The organism is Secundilactobacillus collinoides DSM 20515 = JCM 1123 (genome assembly GCF_001435975.1).
Lineage (GTDB): Bacteria > Bacillota > Bacilli > Lactobacillales > Lactobacillaceae > Secundilactobacillus > Secundilactobacillus collinoides.
On the sequence record NZ_AYYR01000054.1, the window covers coordinates 114,044 to 138,780 of the forward strand.

Annotated in this window: 19 protein-coding genes, 2 pseudogenes and 1 riboswitch; of the genes and pseudogenes, 13 read left to right on the plus strand and 8 right to left on the minus strand. The window is 46.7% G+C overall.

From position 1 onward, the window contains the following. The first annotated feature begins 32 nt into the window (after positions 1–32). Together FC82_RS09975 and FC82_RS09980 are read left to right on the plus strand one after the other, a co-directional pair. Positions 33–998, plus strand: coding sequence for a FecCD family ABC transporter permease (locus tag FC82_RS09975; RefSeq protein ID WP_056996900.1), 966 nt, complete (start codon positions 33–35; stop codon positions 996–998). Continuing rightward, positions 979–1,755 carry an ABC transporter ATP-binding protein gene (locus FC82_RS09980; RefSeq protein WP_056996932.1) on the plus strand — a complete coding sequence of 259 codons (777 nt, stop codon included), beginning with the start codon at positions 979–981 and terminating at the stop codon, positions 1,753–1,755. Before FC82_RS09975 ends, FC82_RS09980 begins: the two co-directional genes overlap by 20 nt. A gap of 163 nt (positions 1,756–1,918) precedes the next feature. Here FC82_RS09980 and rpsN read toward each other — a convergent pair whose 3' ends face one another. Further along, positions 1,919–2,188 carry a 30S ribosomal protein S14 gene (rpsN, locus tag FC82_RS09985; RefSeq protein ID WP_056996901.1) on the minus strand — a complete coding sequence of 90 codons (270 nt, stop codon included), beginning with the start codon at positions 2,186–2,188 and terminating at the stop codon, positions 1,919–1,921. Positions 2,189–2,819: 631 nt separating this feature from the next. Between rpsN and FC82_RS09990 the strand changes: the two genes are divergently transcribed. From FC82_RS09990 to thiW, 3 genes are all read left to right on the plus strand, one after another. After that, a complete protein-coding gene (locus tag FC82_RS09990; RefSeq protein WP_056996902.1) occupies positions 2,820–3,737 on the plus strand; it encodes a metal ABC transporter solute-binding protein, Zn/Mn family in 918 nt (305 codons plus the stop codon). A gap of 102 nt (positions 3,738–3,839) precedes the next feature. Beyond that, positions 3,840–3,940, plus strand: a riboswitch (TPP riboswitch). Between the two features lie 108 nt (positions 3,941–4,048). Beyond that, complete coding sequence (gene cytX / locus FC82_RS09995; protein ID WP_235809210.1) at positions 4,049–5,230, plus strand: putative hydroxymethylpyrimidine transporter CytX; 1,182 nt, start codon at positions 4,049–4,051, stop codon at positions 5,228–5,230. 21 nt (positions 5,231–5,251) lie between these two features. After that, the gene (thiW, locus tag FC82_RS10000) at positions 5,252–5,755 is read left to right on the plus strand and encodes an energy coupling factor transporter S component ThiW (RefSeq protein ID WP_054761324.1); all 504 of its coding nucleotides are present in this window, start codon (positions 5,252–5,254) and stop codon (positions 5,753–5,755) included. 74 nt (positions 5,756–5,829) lie between these two features. On the opposite strand, the gene FC82_RS10005 is transcribed toward thiW, so the two are convergent. The 4 genes from FC82_RS10005 to FC82_RS10020 form a co-directional block, all read right to left on the minus strand. Continuing rightward, the gene (locus tag FC82_RS10005) at positions 5,830–6,273 is read right to left on the minus strand and encodes a GNAT family N-acetyltransferase (protein ID WP_054761322.1); all 444 of its coding nucleotides are present in this window, start codon (positions 6,271–6,273) and stop codon (positions 5,830–5,832) included. 69 nt (positions 6,274–6,342) lie between these two features. Next, positions 6,343–6,798, minus strand: a complete 456-nt coding sequence (locus FC82_RS10010; protein WP_056996903.1) for a MarR family winged helix-turn-helix transcriptional regulator — start codon at positions 6,796–6,798, stop codon at positions 6,343–6,345. 16 nt (positions 6,799–6,814) lie between these two features. Next, positions 6,815–7,768: an FAD:protein FMN transferase gene (locus FC82_RS10015; RefSeq protein ID WP_054761320.1), complete on the minus strand. Its 954-nt coding sequence runs from the start codon at positions 7,766–7,768 to the stop codon at positions 6,815–6,817. A 2-nt stretch (positions 7,769–7,770) separates the two neighbouring features. Continuing rightward, entirely contained in the window at positions 7,771–8,697 is a 927-nt protein-coding gene (locus tag FC82_RS10020; RefSeq protein ID WP_056996904.1) for a LysR family transcriptional regulator, read from the minus strand. Between the two features lie 279 nt (positions 8,698–8,976). Between FC82_RS10020 and FC82_RS10025 the strand changes: the two genes are divergently transcribed. The 3 genes and pseudogenes from FC82_RS10025 to FC82_RS17480 all read left to right on the plus strand — a co-directional run. Beyond that, the gene (locus FC82_RS10025; protein WP_054761314.1) at positions 8,977–9,534 is read left to right on the plus strand and encodes an NADPH-dependent FMN reductase; all 558 of its coding nucleotides are present in this window, start codon (positions 8,977–8,979) and stop codon (positions 9,532–9,534) included. Then, a pseudogene (locus tag FC82_RS17475) lies at positions 9,534–10,466 on the plus strand (NADPH-dependent FMN reductase); the annotation flags it as partial. The gene FC82_RS10025 and the pseudogene FC82_RS17475, both read left to right, overlap by 1 nt. 225 nt (positions 10,467–10,691) lie before the next feature. Continuing rightward, positions 10,692–12,596: pseudogene (locus tag FC82_RS17480) on the plus strand (flavocytochrome c); the annotation flags it as partial. Positions 12,597–13,346: 750 nt separating this feature from the next. Here FC82_RS17480 and FC82_RS10035 read toward each other — a convergent pair. Then, complete coding sequence (locus FC82_RS10035; RefSeq protein WP_054761312.1) at positions 13,347–14,288, minus strand: L-lactate dehydrogenase; 942 nt, start codon at positions 14,286–14,288, stop codon at positions 13,347–13,349. A gap of 615 nt (positions 14,289–14,903) precedes the next feature. Here FC82_RS10035 and FC82_RS10040 point away from each other — a divergent pair. Then, on the plus strand, positions 14,904–15,335 hold the full coding sequence (locus FC82_RS10040; RefSeq protein WP_054761310.1) for a GNAT family N-acetyltransferase: 432 nt from the start codon (positions 14,904–14,906) through the stop codon (positions 15,333–15,335). Positions 15,336–15,715: 380 nt separating this feature from the next. On the opposite strand, the gene FC82_RS10050 is transcribed toward FC82_RS10040, so the two are convergent. Both FC82_RS10050 and FC82_RS10055 read right to left on the minus strand, forming a co-directional pair. Beyond that, entirely contained in the window at positions 15,716–17,737 is a 2,022-nt protein-coding gene (locus tag FC82_RS10050; RefSeq protein WP_056996905.1) for a mucin-binding protein, read from the minus strand. 27 nt (positions 17,738–17,764) lie between these two features. Then, positions 17,765–19,243, minus strand: a complete 1,479-nt coding sequence (locus tag FC82_RS10055) for a hypothetical protein (protein ID WP_054761305.1) — start codon at positions 19,241–19,243, stop codon at positions 17,765–17,767. A 551-nt stretch (positions 19,244–19,794) separates the two neighbouring features. On the opposite strand from FC82_RS10055, the gene FC82_RS10060 reads away from it, so the two are divergent. The 4 genes from FC82_RS10060 to FC82_RS10075 all read left to right on the plus strand — a co-directional run bounded on the left by FC82_RS10060 (position 19,795) and on the right by FC82_RS10075 (position 24,413). Further along, positions 19,795–20,298, plus strand: coding sequence for a hypothetical protein (locus FC82_RS10060; RefSeq protein ID WP_054761303.1), 504 nt, complete (start codon positions 19,795–19,797; stop codon positions 20,296–20,298). A gap of 1,590 nt (positions 20,299–21,888) precedes the next feature. After that, entirely contained in the window at positions 21,889–23,235 is a 1,347-nt protein-coding gene (gene gdhA / locus FC82_RS10065) for an NADP-specific glutamate dehydrogenase (RefSeq protein ID WP_056996906.1), read from the plus strand. Between the two features lie 129 nt (positions 23,236–23,364). After that, positions 23,365–23,892: a GNAT family N-acetyltransferase gene (locus tag FC82_RS10070; protein WP_054761299.1), complete on the plus strand. Its 528-nt coding sequence runs from the start codon at positions 23,365–23,367 to the stop codon at positions 23,890–23,892. 89 nt (positions 23,893–23,981) lie between these two features. Next, positions 23,982–24,413 (plus strand): universal stress protein, encoded by a 432-nt coding sequence (locus FC82_RS10075; protein WP_054761297.1) that lies wholly within the window; start codon positions 23,982–23,984, stop codon positions 24,411–24,413. The last annotated feature ends 324 nt before the right edge of the window (positions 24,414–24,737 follow it).

Sequence of the window (24,737 nt, forward strand, 5' to 3'; positions counted from 1 at the left end):
ACTACATATCTTTATTAAAGGGGGAAACATCGATGTCAAAAGCAGGCTGGGCTTACGGTATCGTGCTGGTTGGTCTTTTGGTAACCAGTGTCATTGCGCTGATGTTTGGCGTGACATTTTACACGCCGATTCAGCTCTGGCATGCCTTGGTGGGTACAAATCCAGACGTTTTAAACAACGTCCTCACTTTTCGTTTGCCGCGGTTGGTGGCGAGTCTCATTGGTGGCGGAGTGCTAGCGGTTGCTGGCGCGTTAAGCCAGTCGGTGTTTCGTAACCGGTTAGCAGACCCGACCATTCTTGGTGTAACAAGTGCGGGTGATCTGTTCATCCTGCTTGGCAGTTTTTTGCTGCCGGGCCTGCCTTTTGAAAAACTAATCTTAGCACTACTGGGTGGAGTGCTTGCACTCGCCCTGCTTACGAATCGTCACACGCTGTCGCAACCCTACATGCTGATTATCGTTGGGGTTGCACTGAACCTGACTTTTCAAGGGTTTACAACGTTGTTCACGAAAGGTATCGATGTTAATTCTGACACGAGTTTAAACGGCATTACCTGGGATTCGACCCTGACTTTGCTGATTGTCGGTGGTTTCGGCCTGATTCTTGCACTTGTGTTGGCACCTTGGGCTAACAACTTAAAAGTGGCGGATGCCCAACTGACCGCCGCTGGAATGCCTGTCAAAGTCTTGCGGGTAGGGTTACTGGCACTGGTCGTCTTCTTGTCAGCAACGGTTACCTCAGCGCTGGGGACGATTCCGTTTGTTGGCATCATTGTGCCAAACATTGCCCGTAAACTGGTCGGGCACGATTACCAGACGTTGATTCCATTTTCGATGCTGAGCGGTGCTTGGCTGTTGTTGCTGGGCGACACGATCGGCAGGTTGATCATACTGCCAAGCGAATTGCCAGTCGCGACGTTAATGACAGTGATTGGTGGACCGTTCTTGATTCTTCTGGTTTTCAAAGGGGGCCTTGGTCGTGGAACTGAAACACGTTAACTTTGGATATCAAACGGGTAAACAACTTATCACTGATTTCACAGCTCAGGTGCCGGAAGGTCAGATATTAACGATTTTAGGGCCAAATGGTGCCGGTAAATCGACCCTCTTAGCTTTATTGGATGGGCAGTTGAAGCCCAGTGCCGGTCAAATTTTGCTGGCAGGAAAGCCGCTTGGTGATTATTCATTGAAAGCGCGCGCGGCCCAGATTGCGGTGGTCAGTCAACAACATCAGCTATTCGATGATATGACCGTGCTTGAAGCCGTTAAAATTGGCCGGCGTCCGTTTCATAGTTTGCTGGACACGGTGGCGGATGCGGAGGTGGCCTCATTTTTAGACCAGGTTCAACTGACGGATTATGCTGAACGCTCACTTACATCGCTGTCTGGCGGCCAGCAGCAACGTGTCTGGATTGCCATGGCATTAGCGCAAGAGCCGAGTTATTTGTTTTTGGACGAACCCACGACTTACCTCGATATCCGTTACCAGGGGGAGTTAATGGTGCTGATCAAGCAGCTGCAGCAAGATCAAGGCATCACGGTGATTCTGGTCCTGCATGATATAAACCAAGCGTTACAGGTGAGTGACGCAGTCTGGTTGATAAAAAATGGGACGTTAGTGAAGGCCGGTTCCTCACAAGATGTCATTAATGAGCAGTTGCTGACGGATGTGTTTGAGATGCCGGTGCGTATTGTTGATCTGCCGGACTATGGGCGGTATGTGATTCAGGTACCTCAAGTGGTCGAAAAGGCATAGATTGGCTTAATTGAATATACTTGTAGATACGAAAAACGTTCCGCTTTTGGTTATTAATCGGCCAAAAACGGAACGCTTATTTTGTTTGGTTGTTAAGGTGCAAGGAGCCGGATTTAACACCAGTCCTTACGCCTGTTCTATCGGCTTATAACCGGTTGTACGGTTACCAGCTTGCCTTTCTAACACCAGGAATCTGCCCTAGATGGGCGTATAACCGGAAATTGAGGCGGGACATTTCAAATTTGCGCATATAACCGTGTGGTCGGCCGTCAATCCGGTCACGGTTGTGCAGACGAACTGGGTTTGAGTCCTTTGGTAACTTGGCAAGTGCCTCATAGTTACCTTCTTTTTTCAGTTGACGGCGCAAATCTGCATACTTTGCGACTAATTGTTGTTGCCGTTGAAGCTTTGCGATTTTTGATTTCTTTGCCAAATTTTGGCCTCCTAAATGATGTGATGTATGGGTAATGGTGCTTTCGGTTGCTGTTTGAAACGTGCTCAGTAAGGCAAGGCGCTACTGCATAAGCAACTTCGGCTTAGAAATCCAAGCCCGGGATTTCCGATCCAAAGCCACTTACGCTCCGCTCCTTAAACGCCTTGCTTCACACTCTGGTCGAAACGTGCTCAGCCAGGCAAGGCGCTACTGCGTAAGCAACTTCGGCTTAGAAATCCAAGCCCGGGATTTCCGATCCAAAGTCACTTACGCTCCGCTCCTTAAACGGCTTGCTTCACACTCTGGTCGAAACGTGTTCAGCCAGGCAAAGGGCTACTGTGTAAGCAACTTCCGTCATCAAATCCAAGCCCGGGATTTCATGCCGAAAGTTGCTTACACTCCGCCCTTTAAACGCCTTGCTTCACACTCTTACAATAAGTACACGCACAATCTGCCGTATTCTAAAAGAATAACGGTTACGGTTTAGCATTATCCATGAAACGGGGTGTTAAGGCAAGCAAAGAGCTTACAACTTTGTAAAACGTAATATTTACTATTTACAAAATTGCTTGACTTTGTTAATCTATAAAACGTAATAATTACTATTTAAATTATTTGGAGGTCTTTTAGAATGTTTAGAGGTAGATTAGGACGCAGTTTAGCTGTCATCGTTGCACTGATTGGGGTTGGTGCTGCGCTGACCGGTTGCGGCAAGGCATCATCAACTAGCAAGGGAAATCAAATTGACGTGGTGACCAGTACTGATTTTTATGGTGAAGCAGCCCGGGCGGTTTTAGGCAACAAGGGTACAGTACACGCAATCATCAATAAGCCTTCAGTTGATCCTCACGATTACGAACCGACACCAGCAGTGGCTAAGGAGGTACACGCAGCCGATGTGACTGTGGCAAACGGCATCGGGTATGACAGCTGGATGACGAAGCTGACCGCCAATAGCAAGGCCACCAACATTAAGGTCGGTAACGATTTAATGGGAAAAAAGGATGGCGATAACCCGCACATTTGGTACAATCCGGCCACCATGCCGAAGCTGGCAAACAAATTAGCAACAACGTTTAGTAAGCAACAACCGAAAAATAAGGCCTATTTTGAGAAGAACGCGCAAAAATATATTAAGACTTTGGCGAACATTAAAACTGAGATTGCAACGATCAAACAACTAGCGGAGAAACTGCCGAATAAGAACGTCTATGTCAGTGAACCCGTATTTGATTACGCGTTAGAAGCAACCGGCTTTCACGTCGCCAATAAGTCATTTGAGGAAGCCATCGAAAACGAGAGTGATCCATCACCAAAATCGATTGCAACGATGCAGGCAGGCATCAAGCAGCATAAGGTGGCGTTTTTCGTTAACAATAGTCAGGTTACCAGCAAGACAACGGAAAATATTATGAAGCTCGCAAAGACCAACAACGTGCCGGTCTTACAAGTGACCGAAACGTTGCCTGCCGGTAAAGATTACGATCAGTGGATGCTCAGTCAGTACAAGCAACTCACGAAGATTTTAAAAACGGCTGTCACAAAATAGTCACGGTGCACGATATGCCCGAATGAGTGCGGAAAATCGGCGTAAAATCTGTTAACCTGACTTGAAAAAACACTAATAAACCGATAAAATTAAACCTAATTGAAAACACACTAGGGGTGCCGTAATGGCTGAGATAGAAGCAATTCTGATCCCTTTGAACCTGTTAAGTTAATTCTTGCGAAGGAAAGTGTCGAAATCTATCGGGTAAAATAACGAGGATCTTCACTGTTTGCGGTTAACCGTGGACGGTGTTAGCATCCTCGTTTTTATTGTCAATAAACCGATGAGATGAGTATAAGGAGGGTTTTCATTTGGGTAACACGAAAATGAGCGGTCTGTTTCTGCTGTGGGCGGGGGCCGCGATTTCCATCGCTGAAATTGTAACGGGGACGCTCGTGGCGCCGCTGGGTTGGCTGGAAGGCCTGAGTGCAATCTTGTTGGGGCATTTGATTGGTTGTTTTGTCTTCCTGCTGCCGGCGGGTTATTTGTCGGCAAAACAGGATCAAACGGCGATTCAAGCAACTAACACTGTTTTTGGCAGTGCGGGTGTCGGGCTGTTTTCAATCCTAAATGCGGTTCAACTATTAGGCTGGACGGCGGTAATGATCGTCAATGCACAACAGGCGATGAACGGTATCGCAAAAACGCTATTCCACTATCAGTCCGCGGTGGTGATGTCGCTTATCGTGGCCGTTTTGATCATCGTTTGGCTGTTAATGGATCACGAGTGGTTATTCAAAATCAATAACGCCATCGTTGTTCTGTTAGCGCTTGGGATGATCATGATTCTGTGGACGATTGTGGCTCATGGCGGCAGTCATTCAACTTCTAATTTGGCTCCCATGAGTTTTGGGTCGGCCGTTGAATTGAGTGTCACAATGGCGCTGTCCTGGTTACCGCTGATCGGGGACTATACGCAACATACAGACAAGCCGTTTCAGGCTAGTTTAGCGAGTGTCAGCGGCTACTTTATCGCCAGTTTCGGGATGTTTGCGCTGGGCATGTTCACCGTGATTTTAACGGGTGAGTCAAACTTCACGGTGGCACTGTCGCAAACCAAACTGGGTATTGTTGCGCTGTTCATTATCGTTTTCTCGACGGTGACCACGACCTTCATGGACGCTTATTCGGCGGCAACCAACATTGCGAACCTGGTGAAGACCAAGCGCGTGAATTTGATTGCGATTGTCGTGACGCTCCTTGGGTTACTGATCGCGTTGGGGGTTTCAATGACCTACTACGAAAACTTCCTGTACGCCATTGGGGCTGTCTTCGCGCCGTTGTTTGCGATTCTCTTTGTCAGCGTGTTCTTCCTGCACGCCCGGCTGGCCGTTTGGTTGAACTTTGTTTGGTGGCTGATTGGTGTTGTGGGTTATTCTTGGCTGCAAAAATTGGACTTTTTCTTGGGCACTACGTTCTTCCTGCTCTTACTTTTAGGCGTGGGGGTCTATTTGACCAGTTTAGTTGCCAAAAAATACCCGCTGCTAGACTAAATAAAGGGGTTATTTGGTATCATGACAAAACGCGTGTACTATCTCGCATTAACGTCAGTGTTGGTGGCACTAGGTGTCATCGGCGGCAGTTTATTTGAGTTTACAGTTGGGGTGGCAAAGGTCGCCCCAATGCAACATTTGATCAACGTACTTTCGGGTGTCCTGCTAGGGCCGTGGTGGGCAACCACGCAAGCATTTTTAACGTCCCTGATTCGCAACATCATGGGTACAGGTACGATTCTGGCCTTCCCTGGCAGTATGATTGGGGCATTCATGAGCGGCTGGTTATTCCGCTACACGAAACGCCTAATTGGTGCAGTTTTGGGTGAGTTGATCGGAACTGGCATCATCGGCGCTTTTGTTGCCTATCCGGTTGCGGCACTTTTTCTCGGCACTAAAGGCGCGTTGTGGGTGTTTGTACCCAGCTTCTTTCTAAGCGCCTTGGTCGGCGTTGTTGTGGCCTATGTTGTGCTGAAGAGTATGTGGTCGACGGTGATCAAGCCACAGATGGAACGATTGAAATAAATGAAGTCACAAAAAAACATCGTAACGGTTAGCGACCATTGTCGGTCACGTTACGATGCTTTTTTTGTCACGCGTTATTTTTGAATCGGCGTCAGCGCCATATCTAAATGCGGAATGTCATCCTCAAGATAAACATCAGACTGGGCCTGAAATCCAAAATCTTCATAAAATTGTTGCAGGTAGGCCTGGGCCTGGATCTTGATTGGTTTATTTGGATAGCGCTCGGCAATGACATCTAGTGTTGTCTGAACGATTTTTCGTCCAAAACCGGCTTTCCGGAATTGTTCCGCAACAAGTACCCGGCCGAAATTGACTTCAGTATTCCGATCCATGACCCGTGTGTAAGCCTGCAAGTCGCCGGTATCGTTGAAAAGGGCAACGTGCAGGTCATCAAAATCATCGTCGTCCACTTCCTGATAAGGACAATTTTGTTCGACTACGAAGACCGCGACCCGGGCTTTCAGAATGGTGATCAGTTGCTGAGGGGTTAACTCGTTGGTGTGTTTGACTAGTAACATTGGCAGGCCTCCTGTGACTTAAATGACTACTTTGAGTATAGCTTCATTTTGTGGTAAATACAACTAAAACTAATATGGCCGTTTATGCCCATCCTTGACCAGCGTCCAATCAGCAGCAACGTTCTGCGCCATCTGTTTCGTTAAAGCCAGTAATTTTTGCCGATCCGTCTCGCTGATACCAGTGAGCGCGATCTCGTTTGAGTAGTCGTTTTCGCGTTTTAGGGTTGGGTAAATGGCGAGTCCCTTATCAGTCGGAAAGAGTGCTTTATTCTTGTCATTTCCAGGTTGCTTTTTACGTGCAATCAGGCCGCTTGCTTCAAGCTTTTTAATGGCCCGAGCAGCGGTTGACCGGTCGATTTTAACCAATTCGGCCAGGTGACTCTGCACGATGCCGGGGTGTTCGCAAATGCGGACTAAATAAACGTATTGGCCCTTGGTCAAGTCAAATTGTTTGAACTCGACATTTGCAATGGCGTCTAAAGCGCGGGCAATCGTACCGATATTTTTTAAAACGTCATCTTCCATGTAATGGCCTCCGATCCTAATTGGTGTTGATCATGTGATACTCGCTATCAACTAACCGGAATGTATCAGTGATGCCGCTTGTCACAGCAACTTCATGGTTACGGGTCACAAACACGGCTTCCAGGCCGGGTTGGGCCTCAATTAACGCGGGTCCTTTTTCGATGCCCTGATAAAATGCTTGGGTCGTCCAAATGTCGCCATCAATCGACTGATTGCTAACAATTGTGACACTGGCGAGATCGTTTTTGATTGGGTAGCCGGTGTGAGAATCGAACATGTGATGGTATTCTTGACCGTTGATAACTAAGAACCGCTCGTAGATGCCAGAAGTGACTAGCGATTTCTCCACAGTATTCAAAACACCGGCTGGTACATCACGCTTCTCGTCAGGGCTCTGAATGCCTACGCGCCACTTGAGGTCGTCGTGGGTGCTGGGGCCGACTAACAAAATGTTGCCGCCAAGGTCAATGATTCCAGTCTTGACGCCGCGGGTCAGCCACAGTGTTTTAATGGCGTCGGCAATGTAACCTTTCGCGATGGCTCCAAGGTCGAGTTCCATACCTTTCTTGGTCAGAAAAACGGTCTGGCGTTCATCGTTGAGTTCAATGTTAGCCGGGTCGATTAATTGTAACCGTTCCTGGATGTCGGTATCCTTTGGCAGGTTGGCACCATCGAACCCAATTGCCCACAGTTTTACGAGCGGACCAATGGCCACGTTAAAGCCCAAATGCATGGCACTTACAGCGACGGCTTTTTTGATCAACTGATAGGTGATGGGCGACACGCCAACGGCATGGTCACCGGCCGCATGGTTGATGGACATGACCTCGGACTGGTCGCGGTTGACAGTCAGCAGGTCTTCGTAGTGTTGAATGAGTTGGTAGCCGGCAGTCAGGTCGGCTTCGGTAGCGGGTTCAGCCACGGTCAGATTAATGGCCGTACCTAATCCGTAGTATTGTTTATGCAGCAAGATTACTCGCGCTCCTCGTGTGTGGTTTCAAAAATTCTGTTAGCAAGTTCAATAAAACTCTGTGCCTGTTTGGTAGGCTCATTTTGGTTGTTGTAAACGATGGCGATGTCGCACTGCAGCGCGGTGGGGGTCAATTTAACGACCTGGGTCTGCGCCGTAAGTTCCGGTGTCAGCGCGGACAGCGGCGCAATAGTGGCGCCCATGCCGCCAGCCGTCAGACTCATTGCAGTCGTGATGTTGGCGGTCCGAAGCACGATGTTTGGCCGCACATTATACTTGGTCAGATACGAGTTGACGATGCGCTGGAAACCGGTACGTTCGGTTTCGACAATGAAGTCGCGGCCGTTGATCAACGGACTGACGTCTAACAATTCCTCCGGTGCATCTTCAATGGCGCGCTGTTTAGGAATCAGCAACACGCCACCATCCGTGTAGAGTCGCTGATAGTGAAGACGTTCATTATAAGCCGGTGTGATGCCAACGTACAGATCCAGCTCCTGGTTCAGGACTTCCTCTTCCATCGTCGCGGAAGTTTTTTCACTCAGTTGAACCTGAATTTGCGGGTACCGCTCATGAAATTCCGGTAACACAGCGGGCAGTACCACTTGTGCTAGCGACTGGTTCACGCCAATGGTGAGCCGCCCGACCCGGTTATCAGCGAAGTTGCTGAGATCGTGACTCATCGTTTGATAGTCGGCGACCAGTTTGCGAACCCGGTCAAGATAAAATTCACCGGCGTAGGTAAGTTTCAACGGGTGTTCGGTTCGATCGAGAAACGATATGCCGTACTGTTTTTCTTGATTGCGGATGATTTTACTGACTGTCGGCTGGGTCATAAACAGCGCTTCAGCAGCCTGTGACACGTTGCCGTAAGTCTGAATGGCCTCCAAAATCTGAATCATTTGTCGTTCACGTTCCAACTGCTTCACGAAATAACCCCCTTCAGATGACTATAGTCTAAGTATGCCAAAACTGGCATACTTTTTCAATTAAGAATCTATTTCACAAACGAAATAAATAATTGCATAATGGTAGTGTCAAAATAGATAAGAAAGCGTTTTAATTTTATGCTCACTAGATAACAGATAGTTCAGTCGCACCCTGTCGGATTTCAATCACGCTTTCTGAAAATCGTTTGACCCGTGACTGCGCAGTATGCAGAATCGCGGTGTTGGTTTTAATAATCAAAATAAGTAGAGGTGAATGCTGTGAAAATAACGGCAATTGTTGGGTCGAATTCGAAACACTCTTCCAACCGCAAACTCCTGAAATTTATGGCGCGTCACTTTGACGACCAGGATATTACGGTGGCAGATATCGACCAAATTCCCATGTTTAACGAAAATTATCCTGGCGGTGACCCCCAACCAGTCATTGACCTGGCTAACCAAATCAAAGCCTCGGACGCTGTTATCATCAGCTGTGCCGAGCACGCACACACCGTGGCGTCTTCATTGAAGAGCGTCATTGAGTGGCTGTCGTATAACCTGCATCCACTGGCTAATCAGCCCGTCATGATTGTCAGTGTTTCATCAAAGCCGCAGGGGGGTTCCCGGGCTCAAATGGCACTGCGCGGGATTTTAAACTCCCCCGGCGTTAACGCTGAAGCTTGGCAGGGCAACGAATTTATGCTGGGTAACGGCAACACCGCATTTGATGACAACGGTGACCTGAAGGATGAGGGCACTGTTAAGTTTCTTGAATCGTGTTTCAGCGATTTCATCACGTTTGCTGGACACAAAAATGCAAGTAAGGAGGAAGCATAATGAAAATTGCTGCCATTGTCGGCACCAACGCCGACTTTTCTTACAACCGGCTGCTGCTGAAATATATGAAGAAACATTTTAAGCAGTTAGCAGACATTGACGTGCTGGAAATTGCTCAGCTGCCAGCATTCGACCAGGATCAGCCCTACGAAGAGCAGTCCATGGAAGTGTGGAAGTTCAAGCAGACCGTTAAAAATGCGGATGGCGTTATCTTCTCTTGTCCCGAATATGACCACGCCATTCCAGCAGCGTTGATCAGCGCTATTGAGTGGCTGTTCTACAATCCAAAGAATATTTTGGAAGAAAAGCCAACCATGGTTGTTGGGGTGTCGTACGGCACCCAGGCAACCTCAAGAGCGCAGGAACAAGTGCGGGCCATTTTGGCTTCGCCTGACTGTAACGCTGCTGTTCTGTCCGGCCATGAAGTACTGGTCGGCAAAGCGGCCAACAACTTTACTAAGGATGGCAACATTACCGATGCCGCCGCCGTGAAGAATCTGGAAGAGAGCTTTACCAGCTTTATTCAGCTGATTGATGCACTCGAAAGTCGTACGAAGGAGGATGATCTTGTGACTTTAAAACAACCATTCGTTAACGAGGCTTACATTAACTTCCCTACAGGCCGTTTGACTTTTAAGGAAGCCCAACAAATTTTTAGTACCATTCCGTTTGAAATTGATTTAATTGACCGTACCGACCACTTTGCCTGGTACTCAGATAAACCAAACCGTGAACATGTGCGTCACGTCAATGAAATTGGTGAAACTGTCGATGAATGTCACCCACCGAAGGCTTTGCCTGCAGTGAAGGCCATTATTAACAGCTTTAAAGATGGGTCAAAGGACATGGTGGAGCGCCCACTGATTATGCATGGTCACCGGACACTGATCCAGTACTACGCCCTGCGCGACGTGGACGGATCCTACCTTGGCACCATTGAATTTACCGGGAGTGTTGAACACATTATCGGCCTGTTTGAAAACGGCGCTTTTGCGGATGTGACCAGCGGTGCGTCAAAGCATGAAGCTGCTGACACAACGACCGCAGCTTCTGAGGAGACCGGTGCACCGGTCGACGACGCAGCCGATGGTGCTGCTGATGCCACGACCAGCGCTTCCAAGACCGAAGAAGCGTCACCAATTGCCGTCCCAGCACAGGATGACCAGCATTTCAAGGCTGGCAAGTACACGGTTCAGGCTAAGGGTCACAACGGTGACTTCCCACTGGACGTTACTTTGTCAGACGATCGGATCGAAGCCGTTGAAGTGAAGGGTGACACTGAAACAAAGGGAATCGGTGACACAGCTTATGTGAAGCTGCCAGCTGAAATCGTTGCCGGCCAAACCTTGAACGTTGACGTGGTTACCGGTGCTTCTGACACCAGTCACGGGATTATCAACGGGGTTGCCGAAGCCGTTAAACAAGCTGGTGGGAATCCGGATGCATTGAAGGCACGTGCAAAATATGTGAACCCGAATGCTGATACCGAAGATAAGACCATTGAAACGGACGTTGCTGTGATTGGTGGCGGGGGCGCTGGCTTATCAGCAGCTGCTACTATCTTGGATCAGGGCAAGAAGGTTATTTTACTTGAAAAGACCGCTGCTCTTGGTGGCAACACCGTTCGTGCCGGCGGTCCAATGAACGCTGCCGACCCACAGTGGCAAAACAAGTTTGACGCTCTTCCTGGTGAAGACAAGTCCCTGCAAGCCTTTCTGGACATGGACGTTAACGATATTGACGCCGACTATCAAGCCGACTTTAAGACGTTACAACAACAAATTACCGACTACCTAGCAGATACTAAGAAGTCCGGCCACGAATACCTGTTTGATTCCGTTGAATTGCACCGGATCCAAACATACTTGGGTGGCGTACGGACCGATTTGAAGGGTAACCGGATTTTCGGGAAGTACCCGCTGGTCAAGAAGTTGACCGACAATGCACTGGCCTCACAAAAGTGGCTGGATAAGATTGGCGTTGACTTTGACTACTCACAAGTAACGATGCCCGTAGGTGCCCTTTGGCGGCGTGGTCACAAACCAGTTAAAGAAGCTGGTTTCGGCTACATTTCTGCATTAGGCGACTACATTAAGGCCCACAACGGCCAAATTATGTTGGAGAGCCCAGTTACTGAACTGATCCACGAAAACGGTCAGGTCAAGGGAGTTATCGTCAAGAAAGCTAACGGTCAGACCATCACCATTCATGCTCAAGCAGTCATCTTAGCTTCTGGTGGGTTTGGTGCCAACACGAAGATGGTTCAAAAGTACAACACCTACTGGTCAACTATCGACGACAACATTGCCACGACGAACTCACCAGCGATTACTGGTGACGGGATTCGTTTGGGCGAAAGTGTTAACGCTGGTGAATTTGGGATGGGCTTTATCCAAATGATGCCCGTTTCCGACCCGGATACTGGTGAACTGTTCTCCGGGATTCAATGTCCGCCTGCCAACTTCGTGATGGTCAACAACAAGGGGAAGCGGTTCGTCAACGAATTTGCTGAACGTGATGTTTTGGCTCAGGCAGCCTTTGATAATGGCGGGTTGTTCTACTTGATTGCCGATAATGAAATCAAGAAAACGGCTTACAACACCAGCAAAGAAAAACTCGAACAACAGGTTAAAGAAGGCCGGTTGTTCAAGGCTGACACCCTGGATGATCTGGCAAAACAGATCAATGTTGATCCGGATACCTTGAAGGATACGGTCACCAAGTACAACAGTTACGTGGACGCCGGCAAGGACCCAGAATTCGGCAAGAACGTCTTCGATTTGAAGGTTGAACACGCGCCATTCTACGCAACGCCGCGTCGACCAGCCATTCACCATACCATGGGCGGTTTGACCATTGATCCTGACGCACATGTTTTGGATAAAGACGGTGTTAAGATCAACGGCTTGTACGCTGCCGGTGAAGTTGCTGGCGGGCTGCACGCCGGGAATCGTCTTGGTGGGAACTCGTTAGCTGATATCTTCACCTTCGGCCCGATTGCAGCTAAGACTGCAATTGGCGAGCTGGTAGATACTGTTTCCTCAGCTTCTAAGAACGATTAACAGTTAAAATGAATAGATACTAAAACGACCTCTTCCGTGCGGGAGAGGTCGTTTTTTCGTGATAAATCATTTACACGATTTTTACAAGTTTAATCCAGAATATTTACACTGGCATGGTATGCTGCAGTCACACTTCGATGATTAGGTATTAGGGTTTATTTTTTACTTGATCAGTTGAAAAATCAGGTAGTGGTTTTTATGTATTTGACGTTTCTCTGCTCAGATGTGTGATCCGTTCAGCGGTAACGTAGGCTATAGCTGCCTCACTTCTGCTCCGCCCACAAAGCGTCTTGCTTCGCACTCTGGCTACAATAAAACCCGCACAACAATTATAGGGGAATGTTGTACGGGAGTCTCCAATAGCCTAGTACTCAATTACAAGTATCGAGTACAGTTATTATAACTTGAAAAAGGTTTAAATACAATGCTTTAGCCGAAAATATATTGCGTACAATTTATTCAAAAATGGTGATTTGATGAACAATAATGTCAATTATGTTGTTAATTAGTATATTATTATACATTTAAAATGTGTCAATGCACTTAATAACCTAATACTAGAACTTAATATGGGTCATATATCCTTGTTATTGAACGCGTGTTTACTAAGTCTTGAAATTTTCGGGAATTCTGATGTATTTTCTGAAAATGTTGGTATACAAAAACACCCCAGCTGAGAAAGGGCTGGGGTGTCATGAAAGCAGACATCGAAATTTTGCACTTCAAATTTGATGTTTCAGCAAGCAAGGATTACTTGTTTGAGTCGATATCATCACGACTTTCGGCGAACTTCGTCTTGATGAAGTCGGCAGAAGTCTGTAACTTTTTAAGTTCTTCTTCAGTCAGATCGAGTTGAAGTTGTTCCTGAACGCCGTCCCGGCCAACGATAGCGGGATATGAAAGGTAAGTGCCGTACTCTTCACGGTAGTTTGACACTGGTAATTCAGTTTGTGCATCACTCATAATCGTGTAGGCCAACCGTACAGCAGAAGTAGCAACCCCGTAGTTGGTGTACTTTTTGCCATGGAACACGGTGTGCCCACCGATGCGGGCCAGATGGTCCAGTTCATTCAAATCTAGGCCACGTTTTTCAGCAATTTCGGTAATGGGATGACCCAGTACACGAACCGTTGACCAAGCAGTAAATTGAGAGTTACCGTGTTCGCCTAAGTTATAGCCGACAACGGAACGTGAATCAATATTTAACTGTTCAGCGACTGAACGACGCATCCGAGCGGAATCAAGCAAGGTCCCAGTTCCGATAACGTGATTCTTTGGCAGACCCGTGACTTCTTGGTAGATCGAGGTGATGACATCAACTGGGTTGGTGATAACCACAATCTTACCGTTGAAGCCGGATTCCTTAATTTGCTTAGCAGCACGTGGAACTTGTACACGGGTGAATGGTAATTCCGCGAACCGGTCATCAGTTGGGTTATCTTGGAGCTTGATGTTCCCAATAGCTGAGATGATGACGTCAGCGTCTGACAATTTTGAATAGTCGTTTGTGAAAATGTTGGTGTGATATGGCAGGTTCGCAATAGCATCGCGAAGATCCAGTGCATCAGCTTCAACCTTTTCAGTCCGTGTGTCAATCAAAACTAAATCGTCAGCAAAGCCCATGGCAACGACGTAGTGTGCTGCGGCTGCGCCAACGTTACCCATACCGATAATACCAATTTTACGTGTCATTTTAAAAATCCCTCCAGATTTAATATGCTAAGTTATGAACTGGGCAATTCCCAGTTGAATCAGCTTAGTTCGTCATTTTGAAGCGAAACAACTGGGTGTTCTGATTGAACAGAACCCGTTAGTTTAGACATAACAGGTCACGCCCTTCGTTGTTTTAGTTACTATGTAATCTTGCGTACTGTCACGCGATGTTATTTCATTGGCCTCACCTCCAGTAAGGGTCATGCTATAAAAAAAGCCAGAAGCCTAATGAACAGCCCCTGGTTTGCACCAACACTGCCCGTTGTTTATTACGGGCACTAAATCAACGGCCCGTACGTTAAATGACGACGACCCGGATGACTAAAGATTTAGTTGACGTGTTCGTGTTTTTCATAGTCAATTACCTCGCTTGTAGTATGAGATTAATTTATCATTAAAGGAAAATAAAATCAAGATTAAAAACAGATTAAATGTAACCGATTCACTATGAATGCTGGTCTCATGGGATTGATAAAGTATAAAAAAATTTGCAAAAGTGAGTTAAAAAGATGGCTTTTTTGAAGAAAAGAGACTACCTTATGATGAGAGAAAGAACAGAGTTATAGATTGAGGATAGATTAGAGGGTTAAAACGATGCAAATTAAAAATTTAGATGCTATCAACGACACCCAGTTGGCACAGCTGATGAGTATTTGGCTCTCGAGTAATTTAGCTGGTCATGATTTTATTCAACCGGAATATTGGCGGCATCAGCGTGACAATGTGGCACGCCAGATGCGCGAAAGTGATGTTACTGCGGTGGTTGATGATGACGGTGAAATTCTGGGATTTGCTGTAACACTGGGTAACACGCTGTTGGGTATTTATACGAGAACCAATGCCCAAAAACAGGGTGTGGGCAGCATGCTGTTGTTTGCGTTAAAGGCTAAAAAGCCACACCTGAAACTGAGTGTGTTTCAAAAAAATGAAGATGCAGTCCTGTTCTTTGAACGTCATGGGTTTAAGACGACCAAGACGTATAATGAGTCAGCCGTTGGCGAGTCGCGCTGTGACATGCGCCTATAAACCGACGAAATAGGCAAAAAAGTGCCCCCTCAAATGATGAGGGGGCACTTTTTTACTATCGTCCGAAATTAATTTTCCCTGACAATACCGAAAAGTACTTTGCCAATTCCGTAAAACTGTCACCGCCACCGGCTGGGCCACCGTCACCATGCTGGTGCGAGTGGCCGCTGTCTGAAAAGGCGACACTTTGATGCTGGAACTGATCACGTTCATTGGCATCTTCGAACTGTTTCAAGGCTTCTCGCTGTACCCGCTCATGGGCAGCGCGTTTTGCGGCGGCTGCCTTGCGGGCTGCTGTGATTTGCCGCTGCTGGGTGGCAGCGGCTTCGGCAGCTTTTTGCTGTGCTGGAGTTGTTTCATTTGTAGATGTGTTCTGCGTGTCAGCGGTCGTTTGCGGCGTTGATTCCGCCGTAGATGGAGTGGCTGCATCGGACGTAGACGGGGTAGCATCGTCGGTCAGAGTAACAAAGGGGGCACTCGCTGATGGAAGGCGAGGCGTCGCCAGTTGATACAGTGCCTGTTGATGCATTGCTCATAGGAGTAGTGCTCGTCCCGTTGGTTGAAGATGGGGTTGCGGATGCAACGGGGGTGGTGCTGTTATTGCCAGACTTTGTGGTGGTCTGTGAAGCTGGTTGTTTCATAGTTGATGGTAGAACGACGCGACCTGATGACTTTGGCGTCACAGTCTTAGTGGTTGCCTGTTTCTTTAACACAACCGTTAGCGTTTGTCCCTGTGTTGTGTACCAGGCGGTTGCTAACGTTCCATTACTTTGAACCAAATAACCTTCTTTTAAGAAACGACTAACAATGGTGGACGTGTCAAATGGGACACGCGTACCAACAATGCCGGTAAACGATTCAGAATCAAGTGTTTTACCGTTATCGGCATCAACGTAATTGACGGTTGTAGTTCCGTAGTCCTGGGTCGCCAACTTAATGAGATGAATTATCAGCGTGTTTTTTGAACTGTCGGCGTTTGTCCAAATAAACGGTACCGAAGTTCGTTGCCCGGAAGCTAAAACATAGCCGGAAGGTACCGTGACACTATAAAGTTGTAATGCGCCAGAGGCCACTTTTAGGGCATCAGTGGTGACTTGATTGTTATTTTGATCAACGTACTCAACAGTCCCGGAAACAAGCGTATTTGACACAACGACTTTGATATTGATCGTGTGATCTTTATCGAAGTAATGGTCATCGGAGGTAGCTTGTCCGCTGGCAATCTCATAACCACTTGGCAGGTAGTCATTGTAATCGATTGTTTGATTGCTCTTGGCAGTACCTGTAATCACCTTAGTGTCAACGATTCTATTCAGATTATTCACATAATTGATTGTGTAGGTATAAGTATCTGCGGTTGGAACACTGTTTCCGCCCGTGGATTCTGTGTCAGTGCCGCTGCCGTTATCGTTTGAGGTGGTTGATGGATTTGAACTCGAGGTTGACCCGTCAGTCGAAGCAGCAGAACTGGTACTTGAAGAACCAGTAGTGCTTGCGCCTTGTGCTAACAGCTCAAATTGACCATAGGTGCTCTCAGCACTTAAATCGACAAAACTATTTTTAATCGATTTTTCGCTGATGAGTTTTGTGATATGGGTGCGGCCCGTCGTGCTCAAGTAGTATTCGTAAGATCCAGTGCTTGACCCATCTGCCTTCATTGTGATGTCATCGGCTGTCAGCGTATAGGCAGCAATGTTGTCATCACCAAAATCATCACTCAGTGAGACTGACTGGCCAACTAAAAAGGTACTGGCGTTTTGCCCATCTGTTTGTTCATTCTGGGTGGGTAAATTGACAGTTAGTTGTTCATCAATGTTGAGTTTTAGACTGTCAGACACTGTCGACGGGCCGTTCGTCAATTTTAATGTCGAGGTGTGGCCGGCGATATTTTTTTGAACGATATCCTTTATCATACCGCTGTCCAAATAAACGCCAGAGTAAATTTTTCCACCGACTTTAGTAGTTGTAAAGCTGCCGCTGTCGTAGTCACCAGTGCCATCGTCTGCATTCAACGCAAAACTGCCATTACTGAGATCCTCGTCAGAGTTGAAGAGCAGAACAAGTTTGGAATCCTTGTGATAAATATAATCGCCAGTACTGTCTTTCGTTACATCGTAGGCGATAATACTATAGTTGGAATTCGCAGACACTTGGGTCCAGTTGTTGCCGGAAACGGTAAACTCGCCGTCTGACGACAAACTCAGGCCGATATTATTGACATTAGGCATTGTCGTAGTCGGCGTGCCTGTATTTGACGAACTAGTTGTACTACCACCAGTATCTGCATTAGCGGTTACGCCTTGGTTAGCTTGGCTCGCTAAGAACAGCACGGATGATGCCACACCCAGTGTGATCCATTTGCTAAGCTGGCGGTCGTGCTTCTCCCCAATTGTGACCTTCATCATCTGCTCCTCCTTTCTGGCATGCCCCTATGACTCTTCTTCAATGTGACTTAATTGCTTTAATTTACTATGTTTACGTTCCAAAATCATGTCCGCAAGATTCGACCAATCATTTGGAGTGGGCGGATCCTGCCAAACAACTTGCGGTGCCGTGACCTTCTTTGAGTGAAAGTCTGAGATGTAGATATCGACGTCATCAGTTAACTGTGTTTCCAAAACGAGATTGGCATTGTCAAACGCGTTGAGTGATTTCTTTACGTAACTGCTGTAAAGGCAGCCCTGTGAGAAATCAACGAAGATATGAACACGGTCGACAACGGCTTCCGGCGGCACCGAGTTGATCAGTGAGAACATGTAGCTGAAGTACAGGTTGACCTGACCGTTGCCATTAACTGGCACGAGGTGCGAGTGCACGAGGTTCGTGATGAATCTCGTAATGACAATGTCGAAAGCTGGATACAAATCTCGGAAAAATGTGGTTTTGCTGGGATCTGTAAACGTAGTTGGTTCTATATAAAACGATGTATATTGCATGTGGACACTAAACAGGCTGTTTCGTAATTCGGCCCAGTTAAGATTATCGCGTGAGACGATGATTCTGCCGCCGGACAACGATTTAATAAAATCGTCTGTCAATCGTTTGGCTAGCGGAAAGGTGTCAGCAAGCACGTGGTCGTTTTTCGGGTCCACAAGCGCTTGTGACAACAGGAAGTAGTAAACATAATCGAGTTCCTGTTGACTAACGACGTAGGTGTCACCTAGTAATTGCTGAACCTGCCCGAGAAAGTCAATAGCGGTCTCGTCGGTAACGGGTGTTGTAATCGTGTCTTCGGTGAGATGACCCTGATTACCCAATCGTTTGAGCCACACTTTTAAAAAGAAGCTCAATTTGATTTCCTGCGTTGGCGCCAATGCCCGGTTGAAACAGCGATGATAGGCAGCCAGAAGCTGGGTAACAAGTTCGTCCAAATCTGGAAACGGGTCGTCAATATCGTTGAACAGCGTGTAATACAACTGGAACAGATGCAGGCGGATGGTGAATTCAGGATCTTCAATCAGGCTCGTTGGCGCATAGAAGTTTTCCTTCTTTAATAGTTTCGCCAGTGCCCGTTCACCACTGTAAAAGCTGGAACGGCTTAAGTGATTTGCTTCCGCAAAGGCCGTTTTGCCAGACAGTGTTGAATAGAAGAACTGATACTCCAAGATGACGTACTTTGTTGCGCGATACAGATACTGCAACTGAATCCGTTGCAACATGTCCGCGGTCACGTTATTGACGTGCCAAACACCCTGGATTGTTTCATCGACATAACTCGGAGCCTCACCTGCGACCAAGCTTAAATCATTATTTAAATTATCGAAACATTTATCTAATTGGTAACGGGTCAGATCCAGCTTTTCTGTCAGCTCAGCTCGTGAAACAGTTCCAGAATCTGAGTCGGTTAAAAGGTGCAGCACAATAAAGCTGGTCTGGTCGTCATCGTTAAACAAAGTCGCATAATTCATCTGTGGGGTTCACCTCCGGGTCCGTTCACCCTCCCCAACGCTAATGATTACACAAAATTAGCAAATTGTGTGTGCAAGTTTTTTGCAAAATTTCAAAAAAACACACACGCGTAAAGGGTTGAGCTTTAGGCGTTTTCACTCTAGAATTTTGGGAATAGAGAGGTGACAGATTATAAAAATAATCGTCACGTTATTACTAGCTAATTATACACCATCTTGTGCAATTATTACTCTGATTCACAACGGTGTGTGATCGGGTAATTGAATCTATTGCTGCTTGAGGCACAACCGTATCTCAACTCATTGTATCTTTTGACAACGAGGTTCGTCATAAGGGTGACTTACCGATTAAAGCCAATTGTTAATGGCGCCGATGCCAAAGAACCGGTGCAGTTGAAACATTGATTTATAGGACAGTTTCAAGTGGCTGATATCAGTCATTGGCGTGGAAGACGTCAACGTGAGCTCGGGGGAGTGACACGTTGGCTTGCTGCATACCAAGATTAACAATTGGGAACTTTAAGGGTTATCAAAGATAGGGGGAAATGCGATTGCGTGCCATTGATTTAATTGGTAAGCATTACAACCGGTTAACGGTGATTGCCAGGGCGACATTGAACGCCGCCAATGGTGATGCCCGTTGGATTTGTAAGTGTGACTGCGGTCAAGAGTGCGTGGTGGATTCCTACCGCTTGCGGAAAGGGAGAACCAAGAGCTGCGGATGTTTACGACGCGAAGACTCAGCCAGACGAAGCAGTGACAATGATGCGTTCATTCAAATGAAGGCAAATAATGCGTCACAGCTGAAAAATGAAGACGGTATTTGTTACTCGTCGCTACGACGCAGTAAGCGAAACCGCTCCGGTCACATCGGCGTCTCATACGTCAAACGAACGGGACTATATGTTGCCCGTCTGCGATACAACGGCAAGTACGTGTTGAACAAGACGGTCACCACATATGAACGTGCCTGTCAGCTTAGGGAAGAAGCTGAGGACACCTATTTACACCAACTGAGTGAAACGGCAGAGCCAAGGTTATTGGCTGGCCGGTAGATCACGAGGTTTAGAAATTAAATCGAAACTAAGGGAGTATCGATTTAGACGGCAAGGCGGCAAGGTAGTTTCATTGCAACACGAGTGGATAACTAGGGAGAGATACAAAAAGTCATCGTAAACGCGTAGGAAACGAGTACGATGCATTTAAATAAGGCTGCTAATTCCTAGAATTGGAGTTAACAGCCTTATTTGTATAAACGACAACGCTGCATCTGGATGCCATCTAGTCTGGACGTGCAGGTATTCTAAAATCTTACAGTATTGGCGGAAGTATCGGGTTGAGGGACTTGATGCTTTTTTGCTGTTTTCAAAAAGAGTGTCGTGCAAATGAGCAGCCACCGGCAATTAATAAAATACGGCCGAGAATAGCGTCCGGCTTTTTTGGCAAAACGTTCTCCCAATGTGTTCTCCAGGTAACAGTGGTCACTTTTTTAAAATCATTTGGTAAAAAGTATGGTGAATAATCGGCTGCGGTTCCCAACAATAACGGCCCTATTTCAACTGCTTAAGCTTTTCTTACCAAACTTAAAAAGGGCTTTATTTCATTTTAAGCTCACATTAAGCCAGCCACCGTAACATAGGCTTCGAACATTAAGTTCAAAACAACTACAGCACAGATCAGAAAGGAAGTCCTTTTTATGGAAAAACTACTGAACACGCACTGTAACTCGAAATTTTCGATACCACACTCGCTCTTAACTAGGAACAACTAATAAGATAAGCAACATTCCTCAAGCATAAACAGTAATAAATACTCCCAAATAAGTAACACCTCACAAGCATAAACACCCCAAAATAAAGAGATTTCCAAACAAAGTTACAACCCCCAAACATTGCAACACAATCCCAAAATTACCCATTCACCTCTCTATATAGCAAAACTGGTCAGCGTCCTCCAAATACTGATCACAGATACCGGTTAGGCGCCGGTATCACCAAGGTAAGTCGTACCAACTCGTCTCACCCCCTTGACGATGAGTGTACGGTAAATAAAAGTATGAGACGCCCACTAGAATACAGCGCTAGTGGGTGTTTTTGTGTTGCTTGCGAAAGAAGGCGGCTTGTGCAGCAGCCGGTTAAACATCACCAGACATTAGGTACGAATTCTCGCGTTCAACTGAACCAGAATTGGCTCATGTGCGGTTCCGTGCCCTTCAACAGCACATTTAATCTCAAGGACAAAGAACAAAAAAGCAGGCGAACTTGAGAAAATCGCAATCAAACGCCCAAATCATCAAAAATAGTTAATCAAACAAATAATCCTATCTAATTCTTATGCGAATAATACTCAAATATTCCTATAAAGAATATTTTTAGGCTTCAAATTATACCAATTGCTAGTTTATCACTCTTCCTATCACGTTAATTCCTGAAATAGCAGTTTTTATAAGTCCTATATCAAAATATTCCAATTTTGTAACAAAAAATTAAAATATCATGAGACAATTCGCGCAAAATCCTTTACACAGCGCGTTTCCAATGCATTTAAATAAGGCTTAAGCATAATTATGAGCAATTTTTAATATGCTATAATACTTTCATACAGTTTTAATTTACTGATTTTACTGACGAGAGGATTGATTTAATTTGACAGCAGCTACAGACTATTTAGCATCAGTTCGTGCCCAACTTGAACAACGAGATCCTAACCAACCCGAATTTTTGGAGGCCATCGATAACTTTTTTAAGACGATTGTGCCTGTTTTGGAAAAACACCCCGAATACGTGAAGGCCAACATTGTTGGTCGGTTAGTCGAACCAGAGCGAGCATTCCAATTCCGTGTACCGTGGGTTGATGATGCTGGTAACGTGCAGGTTAACCGGGGTTTCCGGGTTCAGTATAGCGCCGCAATCGGCCCGTACAAGGGCGGTTTGCGTTTACACCCAACCGTTAATCTTTCAATCGTGAAATTCTTAGGTTTTGAACAAATTTTTAAAAACTCACTGACCGGGCTGCCGATCGGTGGTGGTAAAGGTGGGAGTGACTTTGATCCGAAGGGTAAATCCGATGGCGAAGTCATGCGTTTCTGTCAGAGTTTCATGACTGAACTACAACGCCACATTGGGCTGGACATTGACGTGCCAGCTGGTGACATTGGCGTCGGTGGTCGTGAAATCGGCTTCTTGTACGGCCAGTACCGGCGTTTACGAGGCGCTGAACGTGGTATTTTAACCGGTAAGGGTCTCAGTTACGGCGGGAGTTTAGCCCGCACTGAAGCCACCGGATTTGGATTGCTGTATTACACCAAGGCGTTATTAGCCGCAAACAATGACAGTTTGAAGAGCAAGAAAATCAAGGTTTCCGGTTCTGGGAACGTTGCTATCTACGCTATCCAAAAAGCGACTGAATTAGGGGCTGTTGTGGTGACTGCTTCTGATTCGAACGGTTTTGTTTACGATCCAAACGGCATTGACTACAAGGTCGTTCAACAGATCAAAGAAGTTGAACGCGGCCGGATCAAGGACTATGCTGACCGCGTGTCAACAGCGGTATACCATGAAGGATCCGTCTGGGACTTCGATGCTGAGTACGACATTGCATTGCCGTGTGCCACCCAAAACGAAATTGACGGTGACCAAGCCAATCGCGTTATCAAGAATGGCGCCACGGTTGTTGCCTCAGGGGCCAATATGCCATGTACACCAGCTGCTGTCGCTGCTTTCAGCAAGGCCAACGTACTTCTCGGCCCGGCCAAGGCTGCTAACGCCGGTGGGGTTGCGGTTTCTGCCCTTGAAATGAGTCAAAACAGCGAACGTCTGTCATGGACTTTTGAAGAAGTTGACAACCGTTTGAAGGATATTATGCAAAATATTTTTGATGAATCGCAAGCCGCAATTGATGAATATGACTTGGGTAACGATTACTTGGCCGGCGCTAACATTGCCGGGTTCAACAAAGTTGCCGATGCCATGTTAGCGCAAGGCGTCATCTAGGTCGTTTCTAAAAAGAATTTGAACTACAACATTAGAAGTCCCCGGTCAGAACCCGTTTATTCTGGCCGGGGACTTTATTATCTCTTGGAAATTTCTCGGAATCAGTTAAAAATTTAGAGAATTACGTGCATGATGCATGCTAAACTAAAGAAAGACTACTTACAGAAAGAACTGATGCGGATGCGGATTCGACCCGCGCGAAAGGATGATGATTTTCAAGCCATCGCGCAGATTTATTTGACGACTTGGCGTGCAACTTACGCTGGACTGTTTGACCAGGCATTCTTGGCCGGCCTGACCACAGATATGTGGCATCCGGAAAAGCGGTGGCAACAGACAGTTGTTGCGGAAACGGATGAAGGCCGGATCGTTGGTGTTTGCGCGTATGGTGCATCGCGAACGCCAACGCTGGCAAACATGGGCGAGGTGTATTCAATATACATATTACCGGCATTCCAGCATCTGGGCCTGGGTCAGCAATTAATGGCCAAAGCCCTAGCACAGTTAAAACGGCAGTACCGCACGGCATTTCTTTGGGTGCTGCGCGACAACGTTTCCGCCGTTCGCTTTTACGAAACGTTAGGGTTCAAGCTGACAGGCACAACACGTGATGATCATGATTGCGTTGAACAAGTGTTCATTATGCAACTGATTTAAGAAATGCGTGGCACTTTGGCTGACAGAAGGGACGGTTTTTGCTATTGTTATGATAGTAGATTAGGTCGTAAAACTAGGAGGTTCCGCGCATGCCTGAACAGGGAAACTACGTCGTCGTCGCCATGGAGAACACGAAGAATGCTAACCGAATTTTTAAGTACGCCATTGAACTTGCTGAGGAACGGCACAAAGCCGTTTATGGTATCTATGTCATTGATACAGTCCAGAATCTGCCCTATGATGAGGATCAGTGGGAGACCTGGATCGAGACACAGGAGGCGCTGGGAACGTTCAATATGCAACGTCACAGCGAAATGGCCGCGGAGGCAGACATTCGTTTTATCTGGTCTGTCATGTACGGCGATCCGGTGCGAAAAATTGCCCGTTTCGCCAATCTAGACAACGTGTGCCACCTCGTCATGGGCGCGTACGGCGAGCGCCACCTGGCCATGGACCTTCTCGGCCACAAAGTACCAGAAATTTTAAGCCATGTCAGGGAAAACGTGACACTGGTACACTGATTTTGATTAAATGGATGTATCATAGGTAGTAGCGACGTTTAGGAACAGATGGGTAACGTGTTCAGCAAGGCAAAGGGCTACTGCATAAGCAACTTTGGCTTAGAAATCCAAAAGCGGGATTTCCAATCCAAAGTCGCTTATGCTCCGCCCTTAACCGCCTTGCTTCACACTCTTGTCGAAACGTGTTCAGCAAGGCAAAGGGCTACTACATAAGCAACTTCGGCTTAGAAATCCAAAAGCGGGATTTCCAATCCAAAGTCGCTTATGTTCCGCCCTTTAACCGCCTTGCTTCACACTCTTGTCGAAACGTGTTCAGCAAGGCAA

Coding starts and splice junctions, on each gene's coding strand:
- FC82_RS09975 (WP_056996900.1), top strand. CDS start 33: ATGTCAAAAGCAGGCTGGGCTTACGGTATCGTGCTGGTTGGTCTTTTG.
- FC82_RS09990 (WP_056996902.1), top strand. CDS start 2,820: ATGTTTAGAGGTAGATTAGGACGCAGTTTAGCTGTCATCGTTGCACTG.
- thiW (WP_054761324.1), top strand. CDS start 5,252: ATGACAAAACGCGTGTACTATCTCGCATTAACGTCAGTGTTGGTGGCA.
- FC82_RS10005 (WP_054761322.1), bottom strand. CDS start 6,273: ATGTTACTAGTCAAACACACCAACGAGTTAACCCCTCAGCAACTGATC.
- FC82_RS10010 (WP_056996903.1), bottom strand. CDS start 6,798: ATGGAAGATGACGTTTTAAAAAATATCGGTACGATTGCCCGCGCTTTA.
- FC82_RS10035 (WP_054761312.1), bottom strand. CDS start 14,288: ATGACACGTAAAATTGGTATTATCGGTATGGGTAACGTTGGCGCAGCC.
- FC82_RS10040 (WP_054761310.1), top strand. CDS start 14,904: ATGCAAATTAAAAATTTAGATGCTATCAACGACACCCAGTTGGCACAG.
- FC82_RS10050 (WP_056996905.1), bottom strand. CDS start 17,737: ATGAAGGTCACAATTGGGGAGAAGCACGACCGCCAGCTTAGCAAATGG.
- FC82_RS10055 (WP_054761305.1), bottom strand. CDS start 19,243: ATGAATTATGCGACTTTGTTTAACGATGACGACCAGACCAGCTTTATT.
- FC82_RS10070 (WP_054761299.1), top strand. CDS start 23,365: ATGATGCATGCTAAACTAAAGAAAGACTACTTACAGAAAGAACTGATG.
- FC82_RS10075 (WP_054761297.1), top strand. CDS start 23,982: ATGCCTGAACAGGGAAACTACGTCGTCGTCGCCATGGAGAACACGAAG.